The organism is Microbacterium sp. NPDC087591 (genome assembly GCF_044743625.1).
Lineage (GTDB): Bacteria > Actinomycetota > Actinomycetes > Actinomycetales > Microbacteriaceae > Microbacterium.
On record NZ_JBIUWU010000002.1, the window covers coordinates 1 to 26,531 of the forward strand.

At 67.4% G+C, this 26,531-nt stretch carries 28 protein-coding genes; 23 read left to right on the forward strand and 5 right to left on the reverse strand.

Annotation, left to right across the window (positions count from 1 at the left end):
• Positions 1 to 764, reverse strand: a 764-nt coding sequence (locus tag ACIOVG_RS10545; protein WP_400872787.1) for a DUF222 domain-containing protein, incomplete at its 3' end; no start/stop codon positions are given.
• A gap of 156 nt (positions 765 to 920) precedes the next feature.
• Positions 921 to 2,231, reverse strand: a complete 1,311-nt coding sequence (locus ACIOVG_RS10550) for a UDP-glucose dehydrogenase family protein (protein ID WP_400872790.1) — start codon at positions 2,229 to 2,231, stop codon at positions 921 to 923.
• Between the two features lie 367 nt (positions 2,232 to 2,598).
• Between ACIOVG_RS10550 and ACIOVG_RS10555 the strand changes: the two genes are divergently transcribed.
• From ACIOVG_RS10555 to ACIOVG_RS10575, 5 genes are all read left to right on the forward strand, one after another.
• Positions 2,599 to 4,875, forward strand: a complete 2,277-nt coding sequence (locus ACIOVG_RS10555; RefSeq protein WP_400872791.1) for a polyribonucleotide nucleotidyltransferase — start codon at positions 2,599 to 2,601, stop codon at positions 4,873 to 4,875.
• 218 nt (positions 4,876 to 5,093) lie between these two features.
• Positions 5,094 to 6,122 (forward strand): aldo/keto reductase, encoded by a 1,029-nt coding sequence (locus ACIOVG_RS10560; RefSeq protein ID WP_400872793.1) that lies wholly within the window; start codon positions 5,094 to 5,096, stop codon positions 6,120 to 6,122.
• Between the two features lie 69 nt (positions 6,123 to 6,191).
• A complete protein-coding gene (locus ACIOVG_RS10565) occupies positions 6,192 to 6,794 on the forward strand; it encodes a histidine phosphatase family protein (RefSeq protein ID WP_247629879.1) in 603 nt (200 codons plus the stop codon).
• A 91-nt stretch (positions 6,795 to 6,885) separates the two neighbouring features.
• Entirely contained in the window at positions 6,886 to 7,626 is a 741-nt protein-coding gene (gene dapB, locus ACIOVG_RS10570; RefSeq protein ID WP_400872796.1) for a 4-hydroxy-tetrahydrodipicolinate reductase, read from the forward strand.
• Positions 7,623 to 8,060 (forward strand): hypothetical protein, encoded by a 438-nt coding sequence (locus ACIOVG_RS10575; protein ID WP_400872799.1) that lies wholly within the window; start codon positions 7,623 to 7,625, stop codon positions 8,058 to 8,060. Before dapB ends, ACIOVG_RS10575 begins: the two co-directional genes overlap by 4 nt.
• An 8-nt stretch (positions 8,061 to 8,068) precedes the next feature.
• On the opposite strand, the gene ACIOVG_RS10580 is transcribed toward ACIOVG_RS10575, so the two are convergent.
• From ACIOVG_RS10580 to ACIOVG_RS10590, 3 genes are all read right to left on the reverse strand, one after another.
• Complete coding sequence (locus ACIOVG_RS10580; protein WP_363553150.1) at positions 8,069 to 8,494, reverse strand: OsmC family peroxiredoxin; 426 nt, start codon at positions 8,492 to 8,494, stop codon at positions 8,069 to 8,071.
• Between the two features lie 87 nt (positions 8,495 to 8,581).
• Positions 8,582 to 9,154 (reverse strand): DUF4395 domain-containing protein, encoded by a 573-nt coding sequence (locus ACIOVG_RS10585; protein ID WP_400872802.1) that lies wholly within the window; start codon positions 9,152 to 9,154, stop codon positions 8,582 to 8,584.
• A 21-nt stretch (positions 9,155 to 9,175) separates the two neighbouring features.
• Entirely contained in the window at positions 9,176 to 9,589 is a 414-nt protein-coding gene (locus tag ACIOVG_RS10590) for a thioredoxin family protein (protein WP_400872805.1), read from the reverse strand.
• 118 nt (positions 9,590 to 9,707) lie between these two features.
• Here ACIOVG_RS10590 and ACIOVG_RS10595 point away from each other — a divergent pair, with 118 nt between their 5' ends.
• From ACIOVG_RS10595 to dapF, 18 genes are all read left to right on the forward strand, one after another.
• Entirely contained in the window at positions 9,708 to 10,517 is an 810-nt protein-coding gene (locus ACIOVG_RS10595) for a thymidylate synthase (RefSeq protein ID WP_400872808.1), read from the forward strand.
• Positions 10,514 to 10,990 (forward strand): dihydrofolate reductase, encoded by a 477-nt coding sequence (locus ACIOVG_RS10600; protein WP_400872811.1) that lies wholly within the window; start codon positions 10,514 to 10,516, stop codon positions 10,988 to 10,990. The genes ACIOVG_RS10595 and ACIOVG_RS10600 overlap by 4 nt, the downstream gene beginning before the upstream one ends.
• Positions 10,990 to 11,751, forward strand: a complete 762-nt coding sequence (locus tag ACIOVG_RS10605; protein ID WP_400872814.1) for an SDR family NAD(P)-dependent oxidoreductase — start codon at positions 10,990 to 10,992, stop codon at positions 11,749 to 11,751. Before ACIOVG_RS10600 ends, ACIOVG_RS10605 begins: the two co-directional genes overlap by 1 nt.
• 129 nt (positions 11,752 to 11,880) lie before the next feature.
• Positions 11,881 to 12,858 (forward strand): 4-hydroxy-tetrahydrodipicolinate synthase, encoded by a 978-nt coding sequence (gene dapA, locus ACIOVG_RS10610; protein WP_247629887.1) that lies wholly within the window; start codon positions 11,881 to 11,883, stop codon positions 12,856 to 12,858.
• A 53-nt stretch (positions 12,859 to 12,911) separates the two neighbouring features.
• Positions 12,912 to 14,588: a ribonuclease J gene (locus ACIOVG_RS10615; RefSeq protein WP_400872818.1), complete on the forward strand. Its 1,677-nt coding sequence runs from the start codon at positions 12,912 to 12,914 to the stop codon at positions 14,586 to 14,588.
• Positions 14,589 to 14,664: 76 nt separating this feature from the next.
• On the forward strand, positions 14,665 to 15,159 hold the full coding sequence (locus ACIOVG_RS10620; protein ID WP_400872821.1) for a GNAT family N-acetyltransferase: 495 nt from the start codon (positions 14,665 to 14,667) through the stop codon (positions 15,157 to 15,159).
• 72 nt (positions 15,160 to 15,231) lie between these two features.
• A complete protein-coding gene (locus ACIOVG_RS10625) occupies positions 15,232 to 17,976 on the forward strand; it encodes a DNA translocase FtsK (protein WP_400872824.1) in 2,745 nt (914 codons plus the stop codon).
• A complete protein-coding gene (gene pgsA, locus ACIOVG_RS10630; RefSeq protein ID WP_400872827.1) occupies positions 17,976 to 18,551 on the forward strand; it encodes a CDP-diacylglycerol--glycerol-3-phosphate 3-phosphatidyltransferase in 576 nt (191 codons plus the stop codon). The genes ACIOVG_RS10625 and pgsA overlap by 1 nt, the downstream gene beginning before the upstream one ends.
• Entirely contained in the window at positions 18,548 to 19,033 is a 486-nt protein-coding gene (locus ACIOVG_RS10635; RefSeq protein ID WP_400872830.1) for a CinA family protein, read from the forward strand. The genes pgsA and ACIOVG_RS10635 overlap by 4 nt, the downstream gene beginning before the upstream one ends.
• 141 nt (positions 19,034 to 19,174) lie before the next feature.
• Positions 19,175 to 19,483: a helix-turn-helix domain-containing protein gene (locus tag ACIOVG_RS10640; protein WP_046014377.1), complete on the forward strand. Its 309-nt coding sequence runs from the start codon at positions 19,175 to 19,177 to the stop codon at positions 19,481 to 19,483.
• Positions 19,484 to 19,505: 22 nt separating this feature from the next.
• The gene (locus tag ACIOVG_RS10645; RefSeq protein ID WP_400872833.1) at positions 19,506 to 19,730 is read left to right on the forward strand and encodes a DUF3046 domain-containing protein; all 225 of its coding nucleotides are present in this window, start codon (positions 19,506 to 19,508) and stop codon (positions 19,728 to 19,730) included.
• 266 nt (positions 19,731 to 19,996) lie between these two features.
• On the forward strand, positions 19,997 to 21,046 hold the full coding sequence (gene recA / locus ACIOVG_RS10650; protein WP_247629894.1) for a recombinase RecA: 1,050 nt from the start codon (positions 19,997 to 19,999) through the stop codon (positions 21,044 to 21,046).
• A gap of 497 nt (positions 21,047 to 21,543) precedes the next feature.
• Entirely contained in the window at positions 21,544 to 22,017 is a 474-nt protein-coding gene (locus tag ACIOVG_RS10655; RefSeq protein WP_400872837.1) for a regulatory protein RecX, read from the forward strand.
• A 50-nt stretch (positions 22,018 to 22,067) separates the two neighbouring features.
• A complete protein-coding gene (gene miaB / locus ACIOVG_RS10660; protein WP_400872840.1) occupies positions 22,068 to 23,615 on the forward strand; it encodes a tRNA (N6-isopentenyl adenosine(37)-C2)-methylthiotransferase MiaB in 1,548 nt (515 codons plus the stop codon).
• Positions 23,612 to 24,556, forward strand: a complete 945-nt coding sequence (miaA, locus tag ACIOVG_RS10665) for a tRNA (adenosine(37)-N6)-dimethylallyltransferase MiaA (RefSeq protein ID WP_400872843.1) — start codon at positions 23,612 to 23,614, stop codon at positions 24,554 to 24,556. Before miaB ends, miaA begins: the two co-directional genes overlap by 4 nt.
• A 38-nt stretch (positions 24,557 to 24,594) precedes the next feature.
• Positions 24,595 to 25,125, forward strand: a complete 531-nt coding sequence (locus tag ACIOVG_RS10670; RefSeq protein WP_400872846.1) for a dihydrofolate reductase family protein — start codon at positions 24,595 to 24,597, stop codon at positions 25,123 to 25,125.
• A 56-nt stretch (positions 25,126 to 25,181) separates the two neighbouring features.
• Positions 25,182 to 25,628, forward strand: coding sequence for a GNAT family acetyltransferase (locus ACIOVG_RS10675; protein ID WP_400872849.1), 447 nt, complete (start codon positions 25,182 to 25,184; stop codon positions 25,626 to 25,628).
• A 22-nt stretch (positions 25,629 to 25,650) separates the two neighbouring features.
• Positions 25,651 to 26,523 (forward strand): diaminopimelate epimerase, encoded by an 873-nt coding sequence (dapF, locus tag ACIOVG_RS10680; RefSeq protein ID WP_400872852.1) that lies wholly within the window; start codon positions 25,651 to 25,653, stop codon positions 26,521 to 26,523.
• Positions 26,524 to 26,531: the final 8 nt, after the last annotated feature.

Here is a 26,531-nt window from a genome sequence, read left to right on the forward strand (position 1 = left end):
TCCCAGATCCGTTGCAGCTGCCCCGCTGTTTCCGGCAGCAGGTCCCCGCGGATCGGGATCAGTCCGTTCTTCGCCCGACCCAGGATCACCCCACGCCCCCGCATCGCCGCTTCTTCGGCGGGTTCGGCACCGTCGGGGTCGAGGAACATCACGATCCGTTGCGCGAGGATCCGCAGATCCTCCGGCGTCGCCGGTGGCGCGGCAGGTCCATGATCGGCATCGGCATCGGCATCCGTCTCGGCGATGTCCCATCCGCGCGCATAGGCAGCGAGCTCCGCGTCGGCCCGTAGCCGGTCCGCCGCCCCGACGCGCCCGCGCGCCTGCTCGATCGGCCCGGTCGCCGCCAACAGTCCGGTGATCCCGACCGCCCCGTCCACCAACGCCGCCCGTAACAGCGGCCACAACGGCGGCAGCCAGCCCCCGGAGCTGATGTCCACCTCTCGGCGCACCAGCCGTGCGGCCTTCACGACCCGTCCGGCACCCGGCGCGTCCGTGCGCAGCACCCGCTGCAGCAGTTCGCTCATGCTGCGGCACCCGAACTGTCCGCAGAACGCCGGATCCCCCGACCCCGCCGGTCGTGCCGGCACCGACGCCACCGTCTCCACGACCAGTGCCTCCGCCCGCCGCACCACATCACCCGCCGCGCGCAACAGATCCAGCTTCTCCGCATCCGACAACCCCGCCACCGTCCCCGCGCGCAGCAGCCCGTCCAGGTCGCTCACGACCTCATCGAGCACATCCACCGCGCGGTTCATACTGCTCATCCAACCGAGGGTCACCGACATTCCGACCGTCGAATCCGCCCGAAACACGCCAGGTCAGATGGATATTCTGGAATACGATCCGCGCGCACTCGCCCTCCCCGGAAGCGATCGAGAAGCGACCTCTCCACAAGCCCCGAACATCCGAGGGCGACGGCCTCAGCGGCGCCCCATCCCGCGGTAGTCCCAACCTGCCGCCCGCCAGGCCGCAGCATCCAGGCAGTTGCGCCCGTCGATGACGATGCGCCGGCGCACGAGCCCGGCCGCGAGCACAGGGGAGAGGTCCCGCCGATACTCGTCCCACTCGGTCACCACGACCACGGCGTCCGCATCACGGAGCGCGTCATCTCGTTCCCGCGCATAGCCGAGCTGCGGGTGCAGAGCGGCCGCATTGTCGATGGCCGCAGGGTCGGTCACCACCACGTCCGCCCCCAAGCCGCGCAACCGAACGGCGACGTCGAGAGCGGGAGAGTCGCGGATGTCATCGCTGAACGGCTTGAACGCCGCACCCAGTACGGCGATCCGACGGCCGAACACGAGACCGCCGAGCGCATCCACGACGAGCTGCACGGCGCGATCACGCCGCCGGAGATTGATCATGTCGACCTCGCGGAGGAAGCCGACCGCGTCACCACGGCCGAGCTCCTCCGCTCTCGCCGCGAAAGCGCGGATGTCCTTGGGCAGGCAGCCCCCGCCGAAACCGATTCCAGCGCCGAGGTAGCGTCGGCCGATGCGCGTGTCGTGTCCGAGCGCGTCGGCGAGGAGGGTCACGTCAGCGCCGGCCGCCTCGGCGATCTCCGCCATGGCGTTGATGAACGAGATCTTCGTGGCCAGGAACGCGTTCGCGGCACCCTTGACCAGCTCGGCCGTCGCGAGGTCGGTGACGAGGTAGGGCGTGCCGGCGTCGATCGCGGGGGCGTACACCTGGCGCAACGTGTCTGCCGCACGGTCGCCATCGGGACCGGACGGCGCCCCGACCACCAGCCGATCCGGCGTCAGTGTGTCGTGCACCGCCCAACCCTCGCGCAGGAACTCCGGGTTCCACACGAGTGTCGCCCTCGTCGGCGACAGGCGCTCGGCCAGCCGTTCTGCCGTTCCGACCGGAACAGTGGACTTGCCTGCCACGACATCCCCGGCGCGCAGGTGGGGGAGCAGACCGTCGATCGCGGCATCGACGAATCGGAGATCCGCGGCGTGCCCGCCCGGTAGCTGAGGCGTGCCGACCGCGATGAAATGCACTGCGGAACCCTCAGCATCCTGCATCCGAGCACTGAACCGCAGTCGGCCGGACGCGAGGCCCGCCTGCAGCAACTCCGAGAGCTGCGGTTCGAAGAAGGGCGCCTCGCCTGAAGACAGGGTGGAGATCCTGTCCTCGTCGACGTCGATCCCGACGACGTCGTGTCCGATCGAAGCCATCGCCGCGGCGTGGACGGCACCGAGGTACCCACAGCCGATCACTGACATGCGCATCCCGTCAGCACACTCGACGACGGCCACGGGTGAACAACGCGCGGGTGAACAGCACGTGTCGGCGCCATGACGGAACCGCCGATGCGGTCGGACCCAGTGTTTTCGAGGGACGCGCTGATAGGGTTGATGCGGTTGCAATCTGTCAACCGCTCCAATTTCATATCGACTCATGGAGCGATCGGCGGAGAAGCTGGTCCCCTGTGGTGGGTTCCTCGGCGCACGATGTCGGGTGGCTTTCTACTGGTGGCCAGCGCAGGCGAGATTCGCGGGAATGCCCGCGCGCCCATATCCGGCCGCATCCGCACCTTATAGAACACGCTCGCGCGTCATACGGATTCGCGAGTCTAAACAAAGAAGGAGAGACCTCTTGGAAGGTCCTGAAATCACCGCCACCGAGGCCGTTCTCGACAACGGCCGCTTCGGCACCCGCACCATCCGCTTCGAGACCGGCCGCCTCGCGCAGCAGGCTCAGGGCGCAGTCGCCGCGTACCTCGACGGCGAGACCATGCTCCTCTCGGCCACCAGCGCAGGCAAGCACCCGCGCGAGGGCTTCGACTTCTTCCCGCTGACGGTCGACGTCGAGGAGCGTTCCTACGCTGCCGGCAAGATCCCCGGCTCGTTCTTCCGTCGCGAGGGCCGCCCCTCCACCGAGGCGATCCTGGTCTGCCGTCTGATCGACCGTCCGCTGCGCCCGTCGTTCGTCGACGGACTCCGCAACGAGGTCCAGATCGTCATCACCGTCCTCTCCATCGCTCCGGGCGAGTTCTACGACGCCCTCGCGATCAACGCCGCGTCCGCGTCGACTCAGATCTCGGGTCTGCCGTTCTCGGGTCCCGTCGCCGGTGTGCGCCTCGCGTTCATCCCCGGCCAGGGCGAGCACGCAGACCAGTGGGTCGCGTTCCCGACCGCCGAGCAGGTCAGCGAGGCCGTGTTCGACCTGATCGTCGCTGGTCGCGTCGTCACCAAGTCCGATGGCACGGAAGACGTCGCCATCATGATGGTCGAGGCTGAGGCCACCGAGGGCAGCTGGAACCTGATCAAGGCCGGCGCCACCAAGCCCGATGAGGCTGTCGTGGCCCAGGGGCTCGAGGCATCGAAGCCCTTCATCGCCCAGCTGGTCAAGGCTCAGGCCGAGCTCGCCGCGACCGCGTCGAAGGAGCCGGGTGTGTACCCGGTCTTCCCGCCGTACACCGACGAGGTCTTCAGCTTCGTCTCCGAGCGCGCGTTCGCCGAGCTCAGCGACGTCTACCAGATCGCCGACAAGACCGAGCGTCAGAACGCCGACGACGCGATCAAGGACCGTGTCAAGGGCGAGCTCGCCGCCGCAGTCGAGGCGGGCACGCTGCCCGAGTCGGCTCTCAGCGAGTTCTCCGGCGCCTACAAGTCGGTCACGAAGAAGATCGTCCGCGGTCGCATCCTCACGGAGAGCGTGCGCATCGACGGCCGCGGCCTGGCGGACATCCGTCCGCTCGACGCCGAGGTGCAGGTCATCCCGCGCGTGCACGGTTCCGCGATCTTCCAGCGCGGTGAGACCCAGATCCTGGGCATCACCACGCTGAACATGCTCAAGATGGAGCAGCAGATCGACTCGCTGTCGCCCACGACGAGCAAGCGCTACATGCACCACTACAACTTCCCGCCCTACTCGACCGGTGAGACCGGCCGCGTGGGTTCGCCGAAGCGTCGCGAGATCGGGCACGGCTTCCTCGCCGAGCGCGCACTCGTGCCGGTTCTGCCGAGCCGCGAGGAGTTCCCGTACGCGATCCGTCAGGTGTCCGAGGCGCTGAGCTCCAACGGCTCGACCTCGATGGGCTCCGTCTGCGCATCGACGCTGTCGCTGCTCAACGCGGGTGTGCCGCTGCGCGCCGCAGTCGCCGGTATCGCCATGGGTCTCGTCTCCGACGAGGTCAACGGTGAGACCCGTTACGCCGCGCTGACCGACATCCTGGGTGCTGAGGATGCTCTCGGTGACATGGACTTCAAGGTTGCCGGTACCAGCGAGTTCGTCACGGCCATCCAGCTCGACACGAAGCTCGACGGCATCCCGACGTCCGTGCTCACGGGTGCGCTGACCCAGGCGCGCGACGCTCGTCTGACGATCCTCAACGTCCTGAACGCCGCGATCGATGCTCCTGACGAGATGGCGCCGACCGCGCCGCGCGTCATCAGCGTGCAGATCCCGGTCGACAAGATCGGCGAGCTGATCGGCCCGAAGGGCAAGACGATCAACGCGATCCAGGACGAGACCGGCGCTCAGATCTCCATCGAGGAGGACGGCACCGTCTACATCGGCGCGACCGATGGCCCGTCGGCCGAGGCCGCTCGTGCCCAGGTCAACGCGATCGCCAACCCGACCAACCCCGAGGTGGGCGAGCAGTTCCTCGGAACCGTCGTGAAGATCGCCACCTTCGGTGCGTTCGTCTCGCTGCTCCCGGGCAAGGACGGACTGCTGCACGTCACCGAGGTGCGCAAGCTCGCCGGTGGCAAGCGCGTGGAGAACGTCGACGACGTCCTCTCGGTCGGCCAGAAGATCCTCGTGAAGATCACGAAGATCGACGACCGCGGCAAGCTGTCGCTCGAGCCTGTGCTCGACGACGCCCCCGCGGCCGAGGCTGCTCCCGCTGAGGAGTCCGCCGCCGAGTGATCGGAACCGTTTGATCAGAACCCGGGTGTTTCCGCAGCGGAGGCACCCGGGTTCTGTCATATGCGGTGTGACCAAACCGTTATGCGAAGTTTTCGCGCCGTTCCCCGGATTGGTCGGAGTGTTCGCCGAAGTCGCTTACCCTCGAAGTACGCACCGGGGGGTGCAGATCATGGCAGGTACGCAGGTCGGAACGCACTGACCGATGCGGGGGTGAGAGTATGCGGTTGTTCAGCGTAGGCGCAGGAGCGTCCGCAGAGCGTGCCCCGCAGGAGGCTGCGGAGCATCCATCCGCCCCCATTCCGATCGTCGGCCCCGGAATAGGAGAGTCCATCCGCGTCCCGCTCGGCGAGACCGGTCTGGAGACGTTCCCGCTGATGCTGGGAGCTGCGGAGTTCGGATGGAACGTCGACCTCGAGACGAGCCACGGCATCCTCGATCGCTACGTGGAGTTCGGCGGCAACGCCGTGCACACCGCCGACGGCTTCTCCGGCGGACGCAGCGAGCACATCATCGGCCAGTGGCTGCGCTCCCGCGGTCTGCGTGACCACGCGCTGCTCAGCGTCCGGATCGGCGCACACGCGGACAACCCCGGTCTGGGGTCGGTCAACCTGGTGCGCGCGGTCGAGGGTTCGCTGACACGACTGGGAGTCGAACGCATCGACGTGCTGCACCTCGACGCGACGCTCGACGCCACCACCAACCTGGAAGACACCCTCGCCACGGTCGAGTGGTTGTCGGATGCCGGCAAGGTCGGGGCGATCGGAGCCTTCGGCTTCGCCCCGGAGCGGCTCGTGGAGGCGCGCATCCTCGCCTCAGCGGGCTATCCGCGCATCGAAGTGATCGACGCGCCGTACAACCTCATCCGTCGTCAGCCCTTCGAAGGTGATCTGCGCCTCGTCGCCGGAGCACAGAGTCTGGCCGTCACGCCCTCGCACGCGCTGGAGCACGGGTTCCTGTCCGGGCGTCATCGCCGGAAGGCACTGACATCTCAAGGCGTGCGCGGAGAGCAATTGCGCGGACATCTCAACCGTCGAGGGATCAAGATCCTCCGCGCACTCGATCAGGTCGCTGAAGAGTTGTCCGTGCCAGTCGCGGCGGTATCGATCGCCTGGCTGCTGGCGCAGCGCACCGTCGCCGCCCCCATCGTGAACACTTTCGCGACCGAGCACGTCGATGAGCTGATGCAGGGAGCCGGCGTCACGCTGTCCCGGGCGCAGCTCGCGGAGCTCACGCGTGCAGGCAACTGAGCACCGTCGCACCCGTGACATAGGGTGGAAGAGAAGCCCGGCAGATGCTGGCAGTGAAGCGAGCGGGTTGTGACGCACTACATATATCTGGTCAGACACGGTGAACATCAGGATGCCGAGCACGGCCTCGCCGATGGACCCCTGTCGCCGCGAGGACAGCGCCAGGCGGAACTGATCGCCGACCGGCTCTCCGGACTCCCGCTGGATGCCGTCTGGCATTCACCGCTGCTGCGCGCGAACGAGACCGCTCGTGCGATCGCCGGTCGCCTGCCCTCCGTCGACCCCGAGCCGACCGCGCTTCTGTTCGACTGCGTTCCGACGGGGATGACCGAGGAGACTCCGGCCGTCTTCGAGCCGTTCTTCGGATCGGTGACCGAGGCGGAGATCGAGGCCGGTGGTGCGCAGATGTTCGACGCGGTCAACGAGTTCCTGGTGCGCAAGCCGGGCGATGTGCACGAGGTGCTGATCACGCACAACTTCGTGATCTCGTGGTTCGTCCGCGAGGTTCTCGGCGCACCGGAATGGCGGTGGATGACGTTGAACCAGGCGCACTGCGGTCTGACGATCATCGCGCAGAAGCAGGGACGCCCCTGGACGTTGTTGACGCACAATGACACCGGTCACCTGCCGGTGGAGCTGCGGACGGGCATCCCGGACGCGCTTCCCGTCTGAGCCGATACGGCGGGCGATCCCACGGCTCGCGCACGGTCGCGCCCCGCGCGCCCCCGGCAGTCGGAGCGTGAACGCTCAATAGACTGGACACATGACCACGCAGGTAGCACTCGTCGGCGGAACCGGGAAGCTCGGCACGATCATCCATGCGGTGATCGACGAGCTTGAGGGCTTCGAGGTGAGTCGGGTGCTGACCTCCAGCAGCGACCTGTCCGAGCTCGCCGGCGCCGACCTCGTGGTCGACGCGTCGACTCCGCAGGTGAGCATCGACGTGGTGCGTTCGGCGATCGAGCACGGCGTCAACGTCCTGGTGGCGACGTCGGGCTGGTCGGCAGAGCGCATCGCTCTCGTGCGTCCCCTCGCCGAGGCGGCGGGAACAGGTGTCGTGTTCATCCCGAACTTCTCACTGGGCTCGGTTCTGGGGTCGGCTCTGGCCGCTGCCGCCGCACCGTTCTTCGGCTCGGCCGAGATCATCGAGGCCCACCGCGAGACCAAGATCGACTCTCCCAGCGGCACCGCTGTGCGCACGGCAGAGCTGATCGCCGCCGCACGCGTCGAGCAGGGACCGGTGAGCGCTCCGCACGCAGACCAGCGTGCGCGCGGCCAGCAGGTCGGCAGCGTTCCGATCCACTCCCTGCGCCGCCCCGGCGTGGTCGCCAAGCAGGAGGTCATCCTGTCCGGGCCCGGTGAGTCGCTCACCTTCACGCACGATACGACCGACCCCGCGCTGGCCTATGCGCCGGGCATCCGCCTCGCGGTGCCGTTCTCCGTGCAGGCCACCGGCGTCGTCGTCGGGCTCGAGAACATGATCGACATCGGCATCCGCTCATGATCTCGCGCATCGGCGTGGGCGTCATGGCGCTGTGCCTTGCGCTGTACATCGTCGTGGTGGGCCAGCGGGCCGTCCTCATGCTCACGACGGGGGAGCCGATCGCGATCGCCATCGGTGTCGCCCTGATCGTGATGCCGTTGATCGGTGCCTGGGCGCTGGTGCGGGAGATGCAGTTCGGCTTCGCGGCCGACAAGCTCGGGCGCACCTTGGACGCAGAGGGCGGGATGCCGCAGGCGGAGACCGAGCTCACCCCCAGCGGCCGCATCGCCAAGGGCGACGCCGATCCGATGATCGCGCGCTACACCGCCGAGGCGGAAGCCGCGCCGACCGAATGGCGCGCCCGGTTCCGGCTGGGAGTCGTGCAGGACGCGGCCGGGCGCCGCAAGGACGCCCGGGCCAGCATCCGCGAGGCCATCCGCCTCTCGCGCTCCTGAGAACAGCGTCAGGCGAGCGTCGCCTCGAGCGTGATCTCGATGCCGGCGAGAGCCTGTGAGACCGGGCAGCCGGTCTTGGCCTCGTTCGCGATGTCCTGGAACGCCTCGGGACTGAGTCCCGGGACGACCGCGTTGACGTTGAGGTGGCTGCCGGTGATGCCGACGCCGGGCTTGAAGGTGACCGAGGCACTGGTGTTCACGCGCTCCGGCGGGGTGCCGTTCTCGCTCAGCGCGTGCGAGAGCGCCATGCTGAAGCACGAGGCGTGCGCCGCCGCGATGAGCTCTTCGGGGGTGGTGGTGGTGTCGCTGCCCTCGCTGCGCGCCTTCCAGTTGATCGGGAAGGTGCCCAGGTTCGAGGTCGAGAACGCGACGGTGCCGGAACCTTCGGCGAGTGATCCGGTCCAGGTGGTGGTCGCTTCGCTGGTGACGGGCATGATTCCTCCGGTTCTCGCGCTCTGCTCGGTGTGCACGGCGCGCGTTCCGGCCAGCCTATCCATCGCACACGGGCGACGGAACAGTGCTCAGGCGGTCGAGGTCCCGCGTCCGAGGATCCCCGCGCGCTGGAGCAGCAGGTAGAGCTGGCAGCCGAGGCAGAGCCCGAACGCCGCGTTGAGGAACGCCGCGATGAAGGCCGCTCCTGTGGCGATGGGCAGCGCCCACGGCACGCCGGCGAGGTGCAGGATCAGTCCGACCGTGACCACGAAGAGACCGACACCCTGAGCGAAGCGGGGCGGACGCGGATCCTCGAGTTCGGTGGGGGCGGACAGGCGCGGACGGATGACACGGCGGAAGAGCACGCCCCAGGGTGCCGTCCGCGGAGACGCCACGCTCCACACGAAGAGCAGGGCGATCACGACGGTGAGGAGGAATCCCGGATCCAGTGCGCGCTGCAGCAGGGGCGCGGCACTGACCGCCCACGACTGCGGAGCCACGAACGCGAAGTCGAAGCCGGGGGAGATCGCGAACCAGCTCCCGAGGAGTTTCGCCGTCGAGATGCCGATCAGCGCCAGGAAGGTCGCGGCGATCAGCAGCAGCGCTGTGATCGTGGCGGCGAAGCGAGGACCGCGGGGGTCGATGCCGGCGGGAGTGGTCATCTCTGCTCCAGTCTTCGCGCGTCAGACGGCGGCGAGGGCTTCGGTGAGGGCGTGCCGGTGGGGCACGCCGTGGAACCGCGCGCGGACGGCGCCGGTGTTGTCGATCAGGAAGGTCGTCGGCGTCTGCAGCACCTTGTAGCGCGCGGAGAGGTCGGGGCGATGGGTGAGGTCGACCTCGACGTGGGTCAGGCCGTCGTGGTTCTCCGTGTAGCTGTGCAGCATGCGCCGCACCTGCGGGCACCGGGTGCACATCTCCGTGCTGAACTGCACGAGCGTCGCGCGCGAGCCGAGGGCGGCGGATTCCGCATCGCGCGCATCGAATCGCAGTGCGCCACCAGCACGGCGGCGGCCGTCGAGGCGCCGCTGCACCACGCCGATCACCACGGCCAGCACGAGGAGTGCTGCCGCGATTCCGAGAGCGAGCGCAGGCGACATGGGACGAGAGTACGCCGCTGCGGAGGGGGCGAGGGCCGATGTGTCACACCATGACATCCGCGTCCGGCGCGCGTTGGCATCCGCCCGTGCGGGGGAGCGGCCGGGTATCGTTGCTGTCATGAGCGCAGCCGTCCCGACGCCGTATGAAGACCTGCTCCGTGACGTCCTCGAGAGCGGTACGCACAAGTCCGATCGGACGGGTACGGGCACGACCAGCGTGTTCGGTCGCCAGATCCGCTTCGACCTCTCGCAGGGCTTCCCCCTGATCACGACCAAGCGCGTGCACTTCAAGTCCATCGCCTACGAGCTGCTCTGGTTCCTCCGGGGCGATTCCAACGTGCGGTGGCTGCAGGACAACGGCGTGACGATCTGGGACGAGTGGGCCGACGAATCCGGCGACCTCGGGCCGGTCTACGGGGTGCAATGGCGCTCCTGGCCCAAGCCGGGCGGTGAGAGCATCGACCAGCTCTCCGAGGTCATCGAGCAGATCCGTCGGTCTCCCGATTCCCGCAGACTCATCGTGTCGGCGTGGAACCCCGCCGACATCCCCGACATGGCGCTCGCACCGTGCCATGCGCTGTTCCAGTTCTACGTCGCCGACGGCAAGCTCTCCTGCCAGCTGTACCAGCGCAGTGCTGACCTGTTCCTCGGAGTGCCGTTCAACATCGCCTCCTATGCGCTGCTCACTCTGATGGTCGCCCAGCAGGTCGGCCTCGAGCCCGGCGATTTCGTCTGGACCGGCGGCGACTGCCACATCTACGACAACCACGTCGATCAGGTGCGCGAGCAGTTGTCGCGCGACCCGTACCCGTACCCGACCCTGCGATTCGCGCGGACGCCGGAGTCGATCTTCGACTACGCGTTCGATGACTTCGTGGTCGATGACTACCAGCACCACCCGGCGATCCGGGCGGCGGTGGCCGTATGACCTGGGTCGGACTCATCTGGGCGGAGGCCGACGGCGGCGTCATCGGCGCAGAGGGCGGCATGCCGTGGCATGTGCCGGAGGACCTCGCGCACTTCAAGGACGTCACCCTGGGCGCACCCGTGGTGATGGGACGGAAGACCTGGGATTCTCTGCCCGAGCGCTTCCGCCCTCTGCCGGGGCGCCAGAACATCGTCGTCACCCGCCAGCTGCACTGGAGCGCCGAGGGAGCGCACCGTGCCGCGACCGTCGCCGAAGCCGTGCGAGGTCTGGACGAGGTGTGGATCATCGGAGGAGCGGAGATCTTCCGTCAGGTGATCGGTGACGCCGACCGTCTGGAGGTCACCGAGCTGGATCTCGCGGTCGACGGTGACGCGTACGCGCCGTCGAAGGCAGGATGGCGGCTCGTCGATGAAGGCGAGTGGCAGACCTCCCGCACGGGCATCCGCTACCGCTTCGTGGGATACGAGCGCTGATGCCCACCGCACTGATCACCGGAGCCAGCGCCGGGCTCGGCGCGGAGTTCGCACGTCAGCTCGCGCGCCGCCGTGCCGATCTCATCCTGGTCGCCCGGTCCGCCGATGCGCTGGAGGAGCTGGCGGCAGAGCTGCGCAGCTCACACGGTGTCGCGGTCGAAGTGCTCACGGCAGACCTCGCCGTCGAAGCCGATGTCGAACGTGTCGCCGACCGTCTGCGCGATGCGGGCGATCCCGTCGATCTGCTCGTCAACAATGCCGGTTTCGGGCTGCCGCTGCAGTTCGCCGACAACGACGTCCACGACGAGGTGCGCCATCTGCGTGTGCACGTCGAGGCCCCTCTGCGCTTGATGCATGCGGCACTGCAGACGATGCGTGGTCGGGGTGGACGGATCATCAACGTGGCATCGGTCGCCGGGTTCATCTCCCGATCCACCTACTCGGCGTGCAAGGCCTGGCTGATCGGCTTCAGTCGCTGGGCGAACGCGGAGTATGCGCGCGATCATGTGAGCGTCACCGCGGTGTGCCCCGGGTTCACGCACACATCGTTCCACGAGCGCATGGGTCTCGCCGTCGGTGAAGAGGGTGTACCCGGGGTGATGTGGTTGAACGCTTCCGATGTCGTGAGGGAGGGACTGCGTGACGCCGCTCGCGGCAGAGCGGTATCGATTCCGTCCTGGCGCTACAAGGCGATCGTGGCGCTGACGCGAGTGCTGCCGAGTTCCCTCACATCCGGTGTCGCCCGGCGCGGCCGCGTCTGAGCCGCGCCTCGTTTCCGCACCTTACGCGGAGGTGCGGGTGTCGTGGCGTGCGCTCGGCGTCTCGCGCGGCGAGGTCATCCGGCTCGTCGCGTCTGCGTGACCCGCATCCGAGACGATACGCTGGGGGGCATGACGCACTCGGGCAATCCATTCGGACAGGTTCTCGTCGCGCTCGTCACTCCGATGACGGCCGACGGTGAAGTCGATTGGCCCGCCGTCGAGAAGCACATCGATGACGTCATCACCGCAGGCGCGGACGGCATCGTCGTGACGGGAACGACCGGCGAGACCTCCACGCTGACCGACCCCGAGAAGCTCAAGCTCGTCGAGGTCGGCAAGTCGGTCTCCGCCGGGAGGGCGAAGATCATCACGGGCGGCGGCTCGAACGAGACCGCGCACGCCATCGAGCTCTACAAGGCCAGCGAGAAGGCCGGCGCCGACGGCATCATGATCGTCACGCCGTACTACAACAAGCCGACCCAGGCGGGCATCCTCACGCACTTCCGTCTCGTCGCGGACGCCACCGATCTTCCGGTGATCCTCTACGACATCCCCGGTCGTACCGGCGTGCCCATCAAGTACGAGACGATCCTGCGCCTGGCCAAGCACCCGAACATCCTCGCGGTCAAGGACGCCAAGGGCGACTTCTCCGAGGTGAGCCGCGTGCTCAACCAGACCGATCTGATGTACTTCTCGGGGGACGACGCGAATGTGCTGCCTCACCTCGCCATCGGCGCGACCGGTCTGATCGGCGTCACCGCGAACATCACGGCCACGCCGTACCGCACCATCATCGATGCGGTGAACCGGGGCGACCTGGCCACGGCCACCGCTGAGCACAAGCGGCTCGAGCCCCTGGTGCGCGCCGTGATGACCCACGTTCCCGGCACCGTCGCAGCGAAGTACATCCTGCACGGGCTGGGACGCATCTCGAGCCCGCGTGTCCGTCTGCCGCTGGTCGGCCCCGAAGAGTGGGAAGCAGCGCTCATCGAGGACGAGCTCGACCTCGTGAACAGCGTCGCCGGCGCCGACTTCTCCAACTTCCGCCCCGACCGCAACGCGGCCGCGGGTGGTGCCCTGCCGAAGGTGCACGGCACGACGCGCTGACGCGCGTCCCCATGAACGAACGGACGCGCTCAGTGTCCGACTGAGGAGACAGCATGTCCATCCCTATCGCAGAACCTGCCCCTCTCGACGAGGGAACACTGCGTGTCACACCGCTCGGCGGCCTCGCTGAGATCGGTCGCAACATGACCATGTTCGAGTACGACGGCAAGATCCTGATCGTCGACTGCGGGGTGCTCTTCCCGGAGGAGCACCAGCCCGGTGTCGACCTGATCCTCCCGGACTTCGAGCCGCTCCGCGGCCGTCTCGACGACATCGTCGGTGTCGTGCTCACCCACGGGCACGAGGACCACATCGGCGCGGTGCCGTATCTGCTCCGCCTGAAGAGCGACATCCCCCTGATCGGGTCGGGGCTCACCCTCGCGCTCGTCGAGGCCAAGCTCAAGGAGCACCGGATCAAGGCCTTCACCCTCACGGTGAAGGAAGGGCAGCGGGAGCAGGTCGGACCGTTCGACCTCGAGTTCGTGGCCGTGAACCACTCGATCCCCGACGCGCTCGCGGTCGCCATCCGCACGCCCGCGGGATTGGTACTCGCCACCGGTGACTTCAAGATGGATCAGCTGCCGCTCGACGGCCGGATCACCGACCTGCGGGCCTTTGCGCGCCTCGGCGAAGAGGGAGTCGACCTGTTCCTGGTCGACTCGACCAACGCCGACGTCCCCGGCTTCACGCCGACCGAGCGCTCGATCGGCCCCGTGCTCGATCAGGTCATCGGCAAGGCGCCTCGCCGGGTGATCGTCGCCAGCTTCTCCAGTCACGTGCACCGCGTGCAGCAGGTCCTCGATGCCGCCCACGCGCACGGTCGCCGGGTCGCATTCCTCGGACGCAGCATGGTGCGCAACATGACGATCGCCGAGCAGCTGGGTTACCTCAAGGTGCCGGACGGGCTCCTGATCGACTTCAAGAAGGCGCGCGATCTTCCCGACGAGCAGATCGTCTACATGTCCACCGGTTCGCAGGGCGAGCCGATGGCGGTGCTGAGCCGCATGGCGAACATGGACCACGCGATCGAGGTGAGCGAGGGCGACACCGTGATCCTCGCGTCCAGCCTCATCCCCGGCAACGAGAACGCGGTCTACCGCGTGATCGACGGACTGACCAAGCTCGGTGCGAACGTCGTGCACAAGGCGAACGCGAAGGTGCACGTCTCCGGGCACGCCGCCGCCGGCGAGCTCATCTACTGCTACAACATCCTGAAGCCCAAGAACGTGCTCCCGGTCCACGGAGAGTACCGGCACCTGATCGCCAACGCGAAGCTGGCGCAGGACACCGGGATCGCCCCGGAGCGGACGATCATCGCCTCGAACGGCACCGTGATCGACCTCAAGAACGGGGACGCGCGCGTCGCCGGACAGCTCGACCTCGGGTTCGTGTATGTCGACGGCTCCACGGTCGGCGAGATCACCGACGCCGACCTCAAGGATCGTCGCATCCTCGCAGAGGAGGGGTTCATCTCCGTCATCGTGGTGGTGGATGCCGCGACCGGACGCATCATCTCCGGGCCGGAGATCCACGCACGCGGGGTGGCTGAAGACGACTCTGTCTTCGACGACGTGACCCCGAAGATCGTGGCCGCGCTGAAAGAGGCGGCCGGCAACGGAGTCCGCGACACGCACTCGCTCTCGCAGGTCGTCCGGCGGACGATCGGTCGCTGGGTCAACCAGCGGCTGCGTCGTCGTCCGATGATCGTGCCGCTCGTCATCGAGGCCTGAACGGCCCATGCGCGACCGTCGTGCTTTCACGGCTGACCGACATCGGGGTGTAACACCGCGGGCCTAGGCTCGCGTCATGCACACGGGATTCTCGACGAGGCCGGCGGAGCAGTCCGATGCCGTCTTCCTCGGCGACATGCTCGTGGAGGCCGCGAACTGGCGAGCCGGGGGAGTGCGGCCTCGTCATGAGGTCCTGACCTCGGCGGAACACCGTCGGTACATCGCGGGGTGGAAGCGCTCGGCGGACGACGGGCTGGTCGCGATCGATGCCGACGGCATCCCGATCGGCGCGTCGTGGTTCCGGATGCTGCCGCAGAACGAACCGGGCTTCGGGTTCGTCGCCGCGTCGGTGCCGGAGCTCATCGTCGGCGTCCATCCGCTGTGGCGTGCACGAGGCGTCGGACGGATGCTGCTGCGCGGCGTGGTCCAGCTGGCGGGCGCGCACGGTCATGCGCGCATCTCGCTGAGCGTGGAGCGTGACAACTTCGCGCGCAGCCTCTACCGGTCTGAGGGCTTCACCGTCTCAGCAGAGGGGCTCCTCCGTGACACGATGGTGCGGCGCACCGGTTGAGCCCGCGTTCCGGATCACCGGAAAGCCGCGTCATTGCGGGGAAACGTCGGTGCCTGAGCGTAACGTGAGAGCATGGCCAGGAGCACCACGAAATCCGCGCGCGCGTCTGAGAGCGCACCGGCTCGCCCCAAGAGGCAGGCCGCTCCGAAGGCTCAGCCTGCGCCCAAGAAGTACATCGACGAAGCCGACAAGCCTCCCGTCGTCGTCCGAGCATGGGGCGGACTGGCGCACGGTGTCGGGGGACTGTTCCGCGCTTTCGGGCCGGAGACGCTCGAGAAGGACGACCGCCGTGACGGGTTCCCCTTCCTGCTCGTCCTCGTCGCGATCCTCGGCGCCGTCAACGAGTGGTTCTTCATCGGCAACGAGGTTGCCGCGAACATCAGTGCGTACTCCGTGGGCGGGCTGATCGGTCGCGTCGCCTTCGTGATGCCCGTGCTCCTCCTCTTCCTGGCCGGATGGCTGTTCCGGCATCCGTCTTCGGTGCATGACAACGGTCGCATCGGTATCGGGTTCGGCCTCTTCATCCTGGCGCTGGCCGGCTTCTGCCACGTCGCGGCGGGCACCACTGACAAGTTCGGCGCCGTCGTCCGCGCGCAGCCGAAAGAGGGGATGCTCGCCCTGAGCGAGGCCGGGGGCCTGTTCGGCTGGATGGTGGGCGAGCCGCTCGCGTTCCTGACCCCCGTCGTCGCTTACATCGTGCTGAGCCTGCTCGCCGTGCTCGCCGTGCTCATCCTCACCAAGACTCCGCCGAACCGGATCGGCGCTCGCCTCGGCGACCTCTACGCCTGGATGTTCGACGCCGAGCGCGCCGAGAAGCCGGTGAAGGAGGCCGCGCCGGTCGACGAGGCCGACAAGGTCGATGACCCCGATGTGCTGCCGTGGTGGCGCCGCAACAAGACCGGTCGTGAGGAGGACCCTGACGACGGCACGCTCGGCTCGGATGACATCACCGCACTGCTGACGACGCAGGAACCGACACCCGCATACGACCAGGCCGTCATCGTCGCCAACGCCCAGGATGCGGCGACCGAGATCCTCTCCGACGTCCGCTCGGTGACGGAGTCGCTCGCCGGACAGCAGACGACGGCGCTGCTCGATGACGAGTCGGACACGGGTGAGATGCCCGAGCTCCCGGGCCTCGACGGCTTCGGCACAGAGGGGCCGGGGGACCGTGGCCCGCAGGCTCCGGTCGCTCCGTACATCCTTCCGTCTCCCGGACTGCTCGTCGAAGGACCCGCACCTGTCGAGCGCTCCGAGGCGACGGACAAGGTGATCGAGCAGATCACGAGCGTGCTGTCGCAGTTCAAGGTCGACGCGAAGGTCACCGGCTTCTCGCGCGGTCCGACGGTGACGCAGTACGAGGTCGAGGTCGGACACGGCGTCAAGGTCGAGAAGATCCTGCAGCTGAGCAACAACTTCGCATACGCCGTGGCCTCGAATGACGTCCGCATCCTCTCGCCCATCCCCGGCAAGAGCGCGATCGGCATCGAGATCCCGAACGCCGACAAGGAGATGGTCGCGCTCGGCGACGTGCTGCGGTCGCAGGCTGCCCAGAAGAGCACCCACCCGATGACCATCGGCGTCGGAAAGGACGTCGGCGGCAACATCGTGATCGCGAACCTCGCCAAGATGCCTCACCTGCTGGTCGCCGGTTCGACCGGCTCGGGTAAGTCCAGCTTCGTGAACTCGATGATCACGAGCCTGCTCATGCGGGCACGGCCCTCTGATGTGCGAATGGTCCTCATCGACCCGAAGCGCGTCGAGCTCACCAGCTACGCCGGCGTGCCCCACCTGATTACGCCCATCATCACGAACCCGAAGAAGGCCGCAGAGGCGCTCCAGTGGGTCGTGAAGGAGATGGACATGCGGTACGACGACCTCGCGTCGTTCGGCTTCCGTCACATCGACGACTTCAACCGCGCCGTGCGCGCGGGAGAGGTCGAACTCCCGGTCGGCAGCGAGCGGGTGCTCAAGCCGTACCCCTACCTCCTGGTCGTGGTCGACGAGCTCGCCGACCTCATGATGGTCGCCCCGCGCGACGTCGAGGACTCGATCGTGCGCATCACGCAGCTCGCTCGTGCCTCCGGTATCCACCTCGTGCTCGCCACCCAACGGCCCAGCGTCGACGTGGTCACTGGTTTGATCAAGGCCAACGTCCCTTCCCGCCTGGCCTTCGCCGTGACCAGCGTCACGGATAGCCGCGTGATCCTCGACAGCCCGGGTGCCGACAAGCTGATCGGCCAGGGTGACGCGCTGTTCTCACCGATGGGATCGTCGAAGCCGTTCCGCCTGCAGGGCGCGTGGGTCGATGAGAAGGAGATCGACGCGGTCGTCAAGCACGTGACCCGCCAGGCTCGTCCCGAGTACCGTTCCGACGTCCAGGAGGCGATGGAGCCGAGCAAGAAGAAGGAAGTCGATGAGGACATCGGCGACGATCTCGAGCTGCTGCTCGCGGCCGCGGAGCTCATCGTCTCGTCCCAGTTCGGTTCCACCTCGATGCTCCAGCGCAAGCTGCGCGTCGGATTCGCGAAGGCCGGCCGCCTGATGGACCTGTTGGAGTCGCGCGAGATCGTCGGTCCCTCCGAGGGCTCAAAGGCGCGCGACGTGCTGGCGACAGCCGAGCAGCTGCCTCAGGTGATGGCCAAGCTGCGCGGAGAGGATTCCCCCGCGGCTGCGGCAGCTCCTGCCGCCCCGGCCGTTCCTCCGGTTCCTCCGCTTCCGAGCGGGCTCGACCCGATCGAGGCGCAGTTCGACGGACTGCCGGTCGTCGAGTCCGAGGGTGACGAAGACGCCTGGGGCCTGACGGGACGCGATTGATGACCATTCCTCGGCAGCTTCCCAACGCGATCACGGTCGCCCGCATCCCGTTGGCGGTCATCTTCTTCGTCGTGCTGTTGCTCGGTGGGACCTATGGCATCACGAGCCCAGGACTCCGGTGGACAGCCGCGATCCTCTTCATCATCGCCATCTCCACGGACTGGGTCGACGGCTACCTGGCGCGCAGGTACGACATCGTCAGCGACTTCGGGAAGCTCTGGGATCCGATCGCCGACAAGCTCCTGACCGGGGCCGGTTTCATTGGACTCGCGATCCTCGGCGAACTGCAGTGGTGGATCGTGCTGATCATCCTGGTGCGCGAGTGGGGAATCACCGTTCATCGGCTGGTGGTCGCCAAGGAGCATGTCGTTGCGGCCGCGTGGATGGGCAAGATCAAGACGGCATTCCAGGGCGTGGCTCTGGGGTGGGCGTTGCTCCCGTTGCATGAGCTCATCGGGCTCGGGCCCTGGACTCTGATCACCGCAGTGCTGATGATCGTCGTGCTCATCCTCACCGTGGTGAGCGGGATCGACTACATCGTCGCGCAGGTGCGGGGCTCGCGGCAGAAGTCATGACCTCGTCGGCCGCCGCTGTACTCGACGCTCTAGGTCGCCGAGGGTGGACGCTGGGCGTCGCCGAATCGCTGACCGGAGGGTCTGTCAGCGCCGCGCTCGTCGAGGTTCCCGGTGCGTCTGCGGTGCTGTGGGGAGGCGTGGTCGCGTACGCGACGCCGATCAAGCATTCTCTGCTCGGCGTCGATGCGGAGCTTCTCGAACGCCACGGACCGGTCCATCCCACCGTGGCTCTGCAGATGGCGGAGGGGGTGCGTCGCGCCGTGAGCATCGACGGCGTCGCCGCTGACGTCGGAATCTCGACGACAGGTATCGCCGGACCGGCCTCGCCGGACGGTCAGCCGGTGGGGACGGTCCATGTCGGTGTTGTCACGCCCGAGGCGTCGCGCACAGCGGCGTTCCTGTTCGACGGGGACCGGGCGCAGATCCGGTCTGCGACGGTTGACGCGGTGCTGCGGACGTTGCGCGATGTGCTCGGGGAATAGCCGGCGTCTCTGCGTCGTTACGAATGATGTGCTCACATTCAAACCACAGAGTGCAGGGGTAGATTTTGTGAAAGCCAGTAGGACTAGACTGGCGATCTCGTCGGAGGAGACTCCGAATTCACGATCCGGGAGGAGGTTCCGATGATTCTTGTACGACAGGAAATCGGCGATGTGCTGAGGGACTTCCGCCTGCAGAAGGGCCGCACCCTCCGGCAGGTCGCGAGCAAGGCATCGGTCGCGTTGGGCTACCTCAGTGAGGTGGAGCGCGGCCAGAAGGAAGCGTCGAGCGAGATCCTCGCTTCGGTCGCGGATGCACTCGACGTGCCGATCTCGACCATCATGCGTGAGGTCGGCGATCGTATCTCCGTGCTCGAGGGCATCCAGGTCTTCCCTGACGTCGTTCCGGACGACCTGGTGGCGTCCATCGAGCCTGAGCTCTCGCTGCGCTGAGGCGCAGGTTCTGCGTTCCTCGATGCGTCGAAGCGAATTCCTCCGCGCTGTGGAGTCGGAATTCCGAACGCGCGCGTCCTCTCTTCTCCAGGACCTGGTGCTCACGCCGCTGGGCGATCGCACGGCCGCGGAGGCCCTTGATGCGGGGGTTCCTCCGCGGGAGATCTGGTTCGCCCTGTGCGATGAGATGGATGTGCCCGAATCGCGTCGTCATGGTGCCGGGCGACTCGAGCCCCGTAAGCGCTGACCCGTACCGGTGTTCGATGAGTCCGGTTCACGACGCGCCGCAATCGGCGTGTCGTCGAAGATGCGTTCGAATCAGGCGTAATCTTCTGCACAAGTGGTTCAGGGCTGATGCTCTCCACCGTTTGTGGGCTTGCTGACCGAATGTCGGAGGCCTCTCATACGGTGAAGACATGGCCGATGAGCCATACGCCTTGTCGGAGAGTTGCTCCCAGCCGGGAGCGCCGCGACAGCCTACAGGCGGCACCACGCGAGCAGAAGGAACACATCATGCCATCACCCGCCGACCGCGAGAAGTCCCTGGAAACAGCTCTCGCTCAGATCGATCGCCAGTTCGGAAAGGGCTCGGTCATGCGGCTGGGCAGCGACGAGCGTGCTCCCGTTGCCGTGATCCCCACCGGATCCATCGCTCTCGACGTCGCTCTCGGTGTGGGAGGCCTGCCGCGCGGTCGAATCGTCGAGATCTACGGGCCGGAGTCGTCTGGTAAGACGACCCTGACGCTGCACGCGATCGCCAACGCTCAGCGTGCGGGTGGCATCGCTGCATTCATCGATGCCGAGCACGCGCTCGACCCTGACTATGCGGCGAAGCTCGGCGTCGACATCGACGCGCTGCTGGTGTCTCAGCCCGACACCGGAGAGCAAGCGCTCGAGATCGCCGACATGCTCGTGCGTTCCGGCGCGATCGACCTGATCGTCATCGACTCGGTGGCCGCCCTGGTGCCGCGCGCCGAGATCGAGGGTGAGATGGGCGACTCGCACGTCGGTCTCCAGGCTCGCCTCATGTCGCAGGCGCTCCGCAAGCTCACGGGTGGTCTCAACCAGACCAACACCACGATGATCTTCATCAACCAGCTGCGCGAGAAGATCGGTGTCTTCTTCGGTTCCCCTGAAACGACGGCCGGTGGAAAGGCACTGAAGTTCTACGCGTCCGTGCGACTCGACATTCGTCGGATCGAGACGCTGAAGGACGGTACCGATGCTGTCGGTAACCGCACTCGCGTCAAGGTCGTGAAGAACAAGATGGCGCCGCCGTTCAAGCAGGCGGAGTTCGACATCCTGTACGGCATCGGCATCTCGCGCGAGGGCAGCCTGATCGATTTCGGTGTCGAGCATGCCATCGTGAAGAAGTCCGGCTCCTGGTACACCTATGACGGCGATCAGCTGGGGCAGGGCAAGGAGAACGCTCGCACGTTCCTGCTGAACAACCCCGACATCGCGCTGGCGATCGAGACCCAGATCAAGCAGAAGCTCGGCATCGGCCCGCAGGTGGCAGCTGTTGCCTCGGCGGACGAGCTCGCTGAGCGTCGTCCGGCCTGATCATGACCGGTGAGAGCGGGGGCGGACCGCGGAACTCTGACGAGCGGCTCGCCCCCGTTATCCCGCTGTTCGGCGGACGCGATCGCACTCGCGTGGCAGACTCCGGCGAGGACGCGACGACCGGGCGCGGGTCGGCCACCGGTGGCGGTCCAGCCACCGGGAGTGCGGAGGAATGGCTTTCTTCTGGCAGGACGCACGCTGGACGAACAGACGTAGAGACGTCAGACATCACTGCGCAGGCGGCTCCCGTCGCGCCGCGGCGGACCGGCGATGCCGAGCTCTGGCGTTCGACCTGGGACGCGGCACCGCAGAGCGGTCGCCCGACTGATGCCTACGCTGATGGCGATCCGAGCGATCGGCATCCCGCGCGTGGGGGAGCGTCGGCGAAGAGGGCCCCGCGGCTGCGCGCGTTGGATGGTCAAGGCGGTCATGAGGAAGACGATATTGCCGAAGGCCCCGACCCTGAGGAGACTCAGAAGGTCGCGGCCGAGAGCCTCGTGCGTAAGCTCAGAGTGCGCTCGTTGTCGATCTCCGAGGCCCGCGCGGTGCTGAAGACGCACGGCCTCGACGGCGTTCAGGTCGACGACGTGATCGACGATTTCACTCGGCGCAGGTACCTCGATGACGCCGAGCTCGCGAGCCAACTCGTGGAATCGGGCACGCAGCGCAAGGGTCAGGGGCGTGTTGCGCTGTCTCGTGCTCTCTCACAGCGGGGAATTCCTCGCGACGTGATCAACGCGGCGCTCGACGAGTTGCCCGACGATGACGCGGAGCGAGCGCTCGACTTCGCGCGGACCAAGGCCCGATCCCTCAGCAGGCTCGACCAGGAGACGGCTCTCCGGCGACTGGTGGGCCAGCTGTCCCGCCGCGGCTACAACGGGTCTGTCGCGATGACGGCCGCGAAGACCGCCTTGGCCGAGGCGGCCTTCGGCGGTCCCGCGAGCGGCGTGCGTTTCGTGGACTCCGACTGACGCCTTTCTCGCGCTGATCCACGGGATCACGCTCGTACAATGGGATCATCATGACTATCCCGCGCAGCGAACCGACGATCATCACCGCCTCGTCGGCAGCCGTCGACGTAGACGGCAGACAGCGATCCTATGAAGTGCGCACCTTCGGGTGCCAGATGAACGTGCACGATTCCGAGCGATTGTCCGGGTCGTTGGAAAGCGCCGGATACACCCGTGCGGAGGCCGGGACCGAGGCGGACGTCGTCATCATCAACACCTGTGCCGTGCGCGACAACGCGGCGGGCAAGCTCTATGGAACGCTCGGTCAGCTGGCCGGCGTCAAGCGGCGCAAGGAAGGCATGCAGATCGCCGTGGGCGGTTGCCTCGCCCAGATGGACAAGCAGGCCGTGCTCGACAAGGCGCCCTGGGTCGATGTCGTCTTCGGGACGCACAACATGGGCTCGCTGCCGGGTCTCCTCGAACGCGCGCGCCACAACGGCGAGGCCGAGCTCGAGATACTCGAGTCACTCGAAGTGTTCCCCTCCACGCTTCCCACGAAGCGCGATGCAGCCCACAGCGGCTGGGTGTCGATCTCGGTGGGCTGCAACAACACCTGCACGTTCTGCATCGTGCCCAGCCTGCGGGGCAAGGAGAAGGACCGTCGCCCCGGCGACATCCTGAACGAGATCCGGCTGTTGGTGGAAGACGGTGCCCTCGAAGTCACGCTGCTGGGCCAGAACGTCAACTCCTACGGCGTCGAGTTCGGCGACCGTCATGCGTTCGGCAAGCTCCTGCGCGCCGCAGGGGAGATCGATGGGCTCGAGCGCATCCGGTTCACCAGCCCGCACCCCGCGGCCTTCACGGACGACGTCATCGACGCCATGGCAGAGACCCCCAACGTCATGCCTCAGCTGCATATGCCGCTGCAGTCCGGCAGCGACCGCATCCTCAAGGCGATGCGACGCTCCTACCGGAGCGAACGGTTCCTCGGGATCCTCGACCGCGTGCGCGAGCGCATCCCGCACGCCTCCATCACGACAGACATCATCGTGGGTTTCCCGGGCGAGACGGACGAGGACTTCGAGGACACCATGCGCGTCGTCGAACAGGCACGGTTCTCTGGCGCTTTCACCTTCCAGTACTCCATCCGTGAGGGCACCCCGGCCGCCACGATGGAAGACCAGGTCCCGAAAGACGTCGTCCAGGAACGCTACAACCGACTGATCGCGCTGCAGGAACGCATCTCGCTCGAAGAGAGCCAGAAGCAGATCGGTCGTGAGGTCGAGGTCCTGGTCTCCACCGGCGAGGGCAAGAAGGACGCGGCGACGCACCGTCTGACCGGTCGCGCGCAGGACAACCGTCTGGTGCACTTCCAGGTACCGGAGGGATCGGATCTTCCTCGTCCCGGCGATGTCGTCACCGTGACGATCACGCACGCGGCCCCGTTCCATCTGCTCGCAGACGACCCGTCCGGGCGTCCGCTGCAGATCCGTCGGACCCGCGGGGGAGACGCCTGGGACCGCGCACAGGCGGAGTCCTGTGCCGTGCCGGCGCCGACGAGCGACGGAGGACCGCGCGCCGTCTCGCTCGGGCTGCCGACACTCCGCGTCGGAGTGTGAACGCGATTCGTCAGCGCGAATCCGGGTCGGCGTCGGGACCGCGCCTCTGGGCCGTCGTCGGCGCGACGGGCACGGGCAAGAGCGATCTCGCGCTCGACCTCGCCGCCGCGCTGCGGCAGCGCGGCAACCCGGCCGAGATCGTCAATGCCGACGCGATGCAGCTGTATCGCGGTATGGACATCGGCACCGCCAAGCTGCACCTCGACGAACGTCGAGGCATCCCGCATCATCTGTTCGACGTGCGAGAGGTGCAGCAGGAGGCCGCGGTCGCGTGGTATCAGCCCCTCGCGCGTGAGGCGGTCGCCGCGATCCACGAGGGTGGTGGCGATGCCATCCTCGTCGGAGGGTCCGGGCTGTACGTATCGAGCGTCGTCTACGACTTCCAGTTCCCGCCGCGCGATCCGGAGGTGCGCACACGACTGGAACGGGAGCTGGAGGAGCACGGCGTTGCTGCGCTGATCGAGCGTATCCGTGCCCTCGACGCGAAGACGGCAGAGCGCGTCGATCCACGCAACGAGCGCCGTGTGGTCCGCGCGCTCGAAGTACTCGAACAAGGCGGGGCGAACCATGGCGCCGCCCTGCCCGAGCAACCGGTGCTGTGGCACCCGCGCACACGACTCATCGGTGTGCACATCGACCGCTCCGAGCTGGTGGAACGGCTCGATGCACGCGTCGAGAGGATGTGGGCAGCCGGCTTGCTCGACGAGGTGGCCGGGCTGCGCGATCAGGGCATCGAGCGAGGAATCACCGCCCGACGTGCCATCGGCTATGCGCAGGCGCTCGGGCAACTCGAAGGTCGGTTCACACAGGCAGAGGCGATCGCCGAGACACAGGCGCTGACCCGGCGGTATGCCCGTCGCCAGGTGTCGTGGTTCAAGCGGTACAGCGGGCTCGAATGGCAGCAGCCGCCCGTTGACGTGCGCTCGCTTCTCGACGGCTGAGGCCAGCCGATGTCGGTGGCTCCTGAGACGCTGGGACCATGACCACCTCTTACTACACCGCGTCCAGCCTGGACGGCTTCATCGCGACTCCCGAGCATTCGCTGGAATGGCTGCTGAAGCAGGACATCGACCACGAAGGCCCGATGGCGTACCGCGCGTTCGAGAGGGGGATCGGAGCGCTGGCGATGGGGGCCTCGACATACGAGTGGCTGCTCCGCAACCAGGGCGAGGAACCGTGGCCGTACCCGCAGCCGACCTGGGTCTTCACCCACCGGGAACTCCCGGCCCCGGAGGGAGCGGATGTCCGGTTCGTCCAAGACGATGTGCGCAGGGCGCACGATGAGATGGCTGCCGCGGCAGGGGAGAAGGACATCTGGATCGTCGGCGGAGGAGAGGTCGCCGGACAATTCGCCGATGCTGGACTCCTCGATGAGGTGTGGGTGCAGTACGCGCCTGTCACGCTCGGTGCGGGCGCGCCGCTGCTGCCGCGTGCCCTCGACCTCGAACTGCTCGAGGTCGCACGGAACCGGAGCTTCCTCTGCGGACGGTACCTCGTGTCGAGGGGATGATCGCGCTCTCCTAGACTCGTGAGCCGGTGCCGGCGGTAAAGCAAGGAGGAAAAGGCGTGCAGTGGATCATTCGTGCGTTCCAGGACAGCGACACAGAGCCGGTGGTGGCGCTGTGGCACGAGGCCGGTCTGACCAGGCCCTGGAACGACCCGTACCTCGACATCGCGCGCAAGCGCACTGTGCAGCCGGAGCTTTTCCTGGTCGCCGCGCCTGCGACGCCGGAGGGCCCTGGCGGAGCGACCGTGATCGGCACGGTGATGGCAGGATACGACGGCCACCGAGGCTGGCTGTACTACCTCGCCACGGCGGAGTCCGCGCGAGGGCGAGGAGTGGCTCGTAGCCTGGTGCAGGAAGCGGAGCGGCTCCTGGAGGCGATGGGGTGCCCGAAGGTGCAACTCATGGTGCGGGAGGGGAACGAGGCCGTCCTCGGGTTCTACGATGCTCTCGGCTACGAACGCTTCACCGTGGCGAACACGGGGAAGCGGCTCGTCGCCGACGTCTAGCGCGGATCCCTAGACTGGGCTGATGGTCGCATTCACCAAGGGACATGGCACCGGCAACGACTTCGTCATCATCGCGGACGCGGATGGTGAGCTCGATCTGAGCCCGGAACAGGTCGCCGTCCTGTGCGATCGCCACTTCGGCATCGGTGCGGACGGTGTCCTTCGTGTCGTCCGGTCATCGGCGATTCCGGAAGGTGCAGCGAGCCTGGCGGAAGAGCCTGCTGCAGAGTGGTTCATGGACTACCGCAATGCCGACGGTTCGATCGCGGAGATGTGCGGCAACGGCATCCGCGTCTTCGTGCACTTCCTCCTCCGCTCGGGTCTCGCGGAGATCGAGCCGGGCTCCACGATGCCGATCGGCACCAGAGCCGGAGTGCGCGACGTGACCAGGAGCGAGTCCGGTTACCAGGTGGACCTCGGTCGTTGGCGGCTGTCGGGCGGTGAACCGCTGGTGAAGGCGGACGGCCTCACGATCACGCGCCCCGGTATCGGCATCGATGTCGGGAACCCGCATGTCGTCGTGGCGCTCGCTTCGGAGGTCGAGCTCGCAGCCCTCGAGCTGCATCGCGCCCCTGAGTTGGAACCGACGCCGCCGTCCGGCGCGAACGTCGAGTTCGTGGTTCCGGGTGACCCGCTGGTGCGCGACGGGATCGGTCACGTCCGCATGCGGGTGTCGGAGCGCGGCGTCGGCGAGACCCTCAGCTGCGGCACCGGCGTGGCTGCGACCGCTCTGGCCGTGCGCTATTGGGCGGGTGATGCGGCGCCGGACAATTGGCGCGTCGAGGTCCCCGGAGGCACCCTGGGCGTCCGGATGTTCCCGGCGGAGGACGGCGAGCACGTCGCGCTCTCCGGTCCGGCTCAGCTCGTCTTCCACGGCGAGGTCGACCTCATCTGAGGGCGACG

What these genes read in the sequence shown, in the direction of transcription:
- dapF (WP_400872852.1), top strand. Translation starts at nt 25,651, where the DNA reads ATGGTCGCATTCACCAAGGGACATGGCACCGGCAACGACTTCGTCATC.
- ACIOVG_RS10585 (WP_400872802.1), bottom strand. Translation starts at nt 9,154, where the DNA reads ATGACCACTCCCGCCGGCATCGACCCCCGCGGTCCTCGCTTCGCCGCC.
- ACIOVG_RS10620 (WP_400872821.1), top strand. Translation starts at nt 14,665, where the DNA reads ATGCACACGGGATTCTCGACGAGGCCGGCGGAGCAGTCCGATGCCGTC.
- ACIOVG_RS10645 (WP_400872833.1), top strand. Translation starts at nt 19,506, where the DNA reads ATGCGTCGAAGCGAATTCCTCCGCGCTGTGGAGTCGGAATTCCGAACG.
- ACIOVG_RS10560 (WP_400872793.1), top strand. Translation starts at nt 5,094, where the DNA reads ATGCGGTTGTTCAGCGTAGGCGCAGGAGCGTCCGCAGAGCGTGCCCCG.
- dapB (WP_400872796.1), top strand. Translation starts at nt 6,886, where the DNA reads ATGACCACGCAGGTAGCACTCGTCGGCGGAACCGGGAAGCTCGGCACG.
- ACIOVG_RS10640 (WP_046014377.1), top strand. Translation starts at nt 19,175, where the DNA reads ATGATTCTTGTACGACAGGAAATCGGCGATGTGCTGAGGGACTTCCGC.
- ACIOVG_RS10595 (WP_400872808.1), top strand. Translation starts at nt 9,708, where the DNA reads ATGAGCGCAGCCGTCCCGACGCCGTATGAAGACCTGCTCCGTGACGTC.
- recA (WP_247629894.1), top strand. Translation starts at nt 19,997, where the DNA reads ATGCCATCACCCGCCGACCGCGAGAAGTCCCTGGAAACAGCTCTCGCT.
- dapA (WP_247629887.1), top strand. Translation starts at nt 11,881, where the DNA reads ATGACGCACTCGGGCAATCCATTCGGACAGGTTCTCGTCGCGCTCGTC.
- ACIOVG_RS10580 (WP_363553150.1), bottom strand. Translation starts at nt 8,494, where the DNA reads ATGCCCGTCACCAGCGAAGCGACCACCACCTGGACCGGATCACTCGCC.
- ACIOVG_RS10670 (WP_400872846.1), top strand. Translation starts at nt 24,595, where the DNA reads ATGACCACCTCTTACTACACCGCGTCCAGCCTGGACGGCTTCATCGCG.
- ACIOVG_RS10635 (WP_400872830.1), top strand. Translation starts at nt 18,548, where the DNA reads ATGACCTCGTCGGCCGCCGCTGTACTCGACGCTCTAGGTCGCCGAGGG.
- miaB (WP_400872840.1), top strand. Translation starts at nt 22,068, where the DNA reads ATGACTATCCCGCGCAGCGAACCGACGATCATCACCGCCTCGTCGGCA.
- ACIOVG_RS10590 (WP_400872805.1), bottom strand. Translation starts at nt 9,589, where the DNA reads ATGTCGCCTGCGCTCGCTCTCGGAATCGCGGCAGCACTCCTCGTGCTG.
- ACIOVG_RS10615 (WP_400872818.1), top strand. Translation starts at nt 12,912, where the DNA reads ATGTCCATCCCTATCGCAGAACCTGCCCCTCTCGACGAGGGAACACTG.
- ACIOVG_RS10600 (WP_400872811.1), top strand. Translation starts at nt 10,514, where the DNA reads ATGACCTGGGTCGGACTCATCTGGGCGGAGGCCGACGGCGGCGTCATC.
- ACIOVG_RS10625 (WP_400872824.1), top strand. Translation starts at nt 15,232, where the DNA reads ATGGCCAGGAGCACCACGAAATCCGCGCGCGCGTCTGAGAGCGCACCG.
- pgsA (WP_400872827.1), top strand. Translation starts at nt 17,976, where the DNA reads ATGACCATTCCTCGGCAGCTTCCCAACGCGATCACGGTCGCCCGCATC.
- ACIOVG_RS10550 (WP_400872790.1), bottom strand. Translation starts at nt 2,231, where the DNA reads ATGCGCATGTCAGTGATCGGCTGTGGGTACCTCGGTGCCGTCCACGCC.
- ACIOVG_RS10605 (WP_400872814.1), top strand. Translation starts at nt 10,990, where the DNA reads ATGCCCACCGCACTGATCACCGGAGCCAGCGCCGGGCTCGGCGCGGAG.
- ACIOVG_RS10575 (WP_400872799.1), top strand. Translation starts at nt 7,623, where the DNA reads ATGATCTCGCGCATCGGCGTGGGCGTCATGGCGCTGTGCCTTGCGCTG.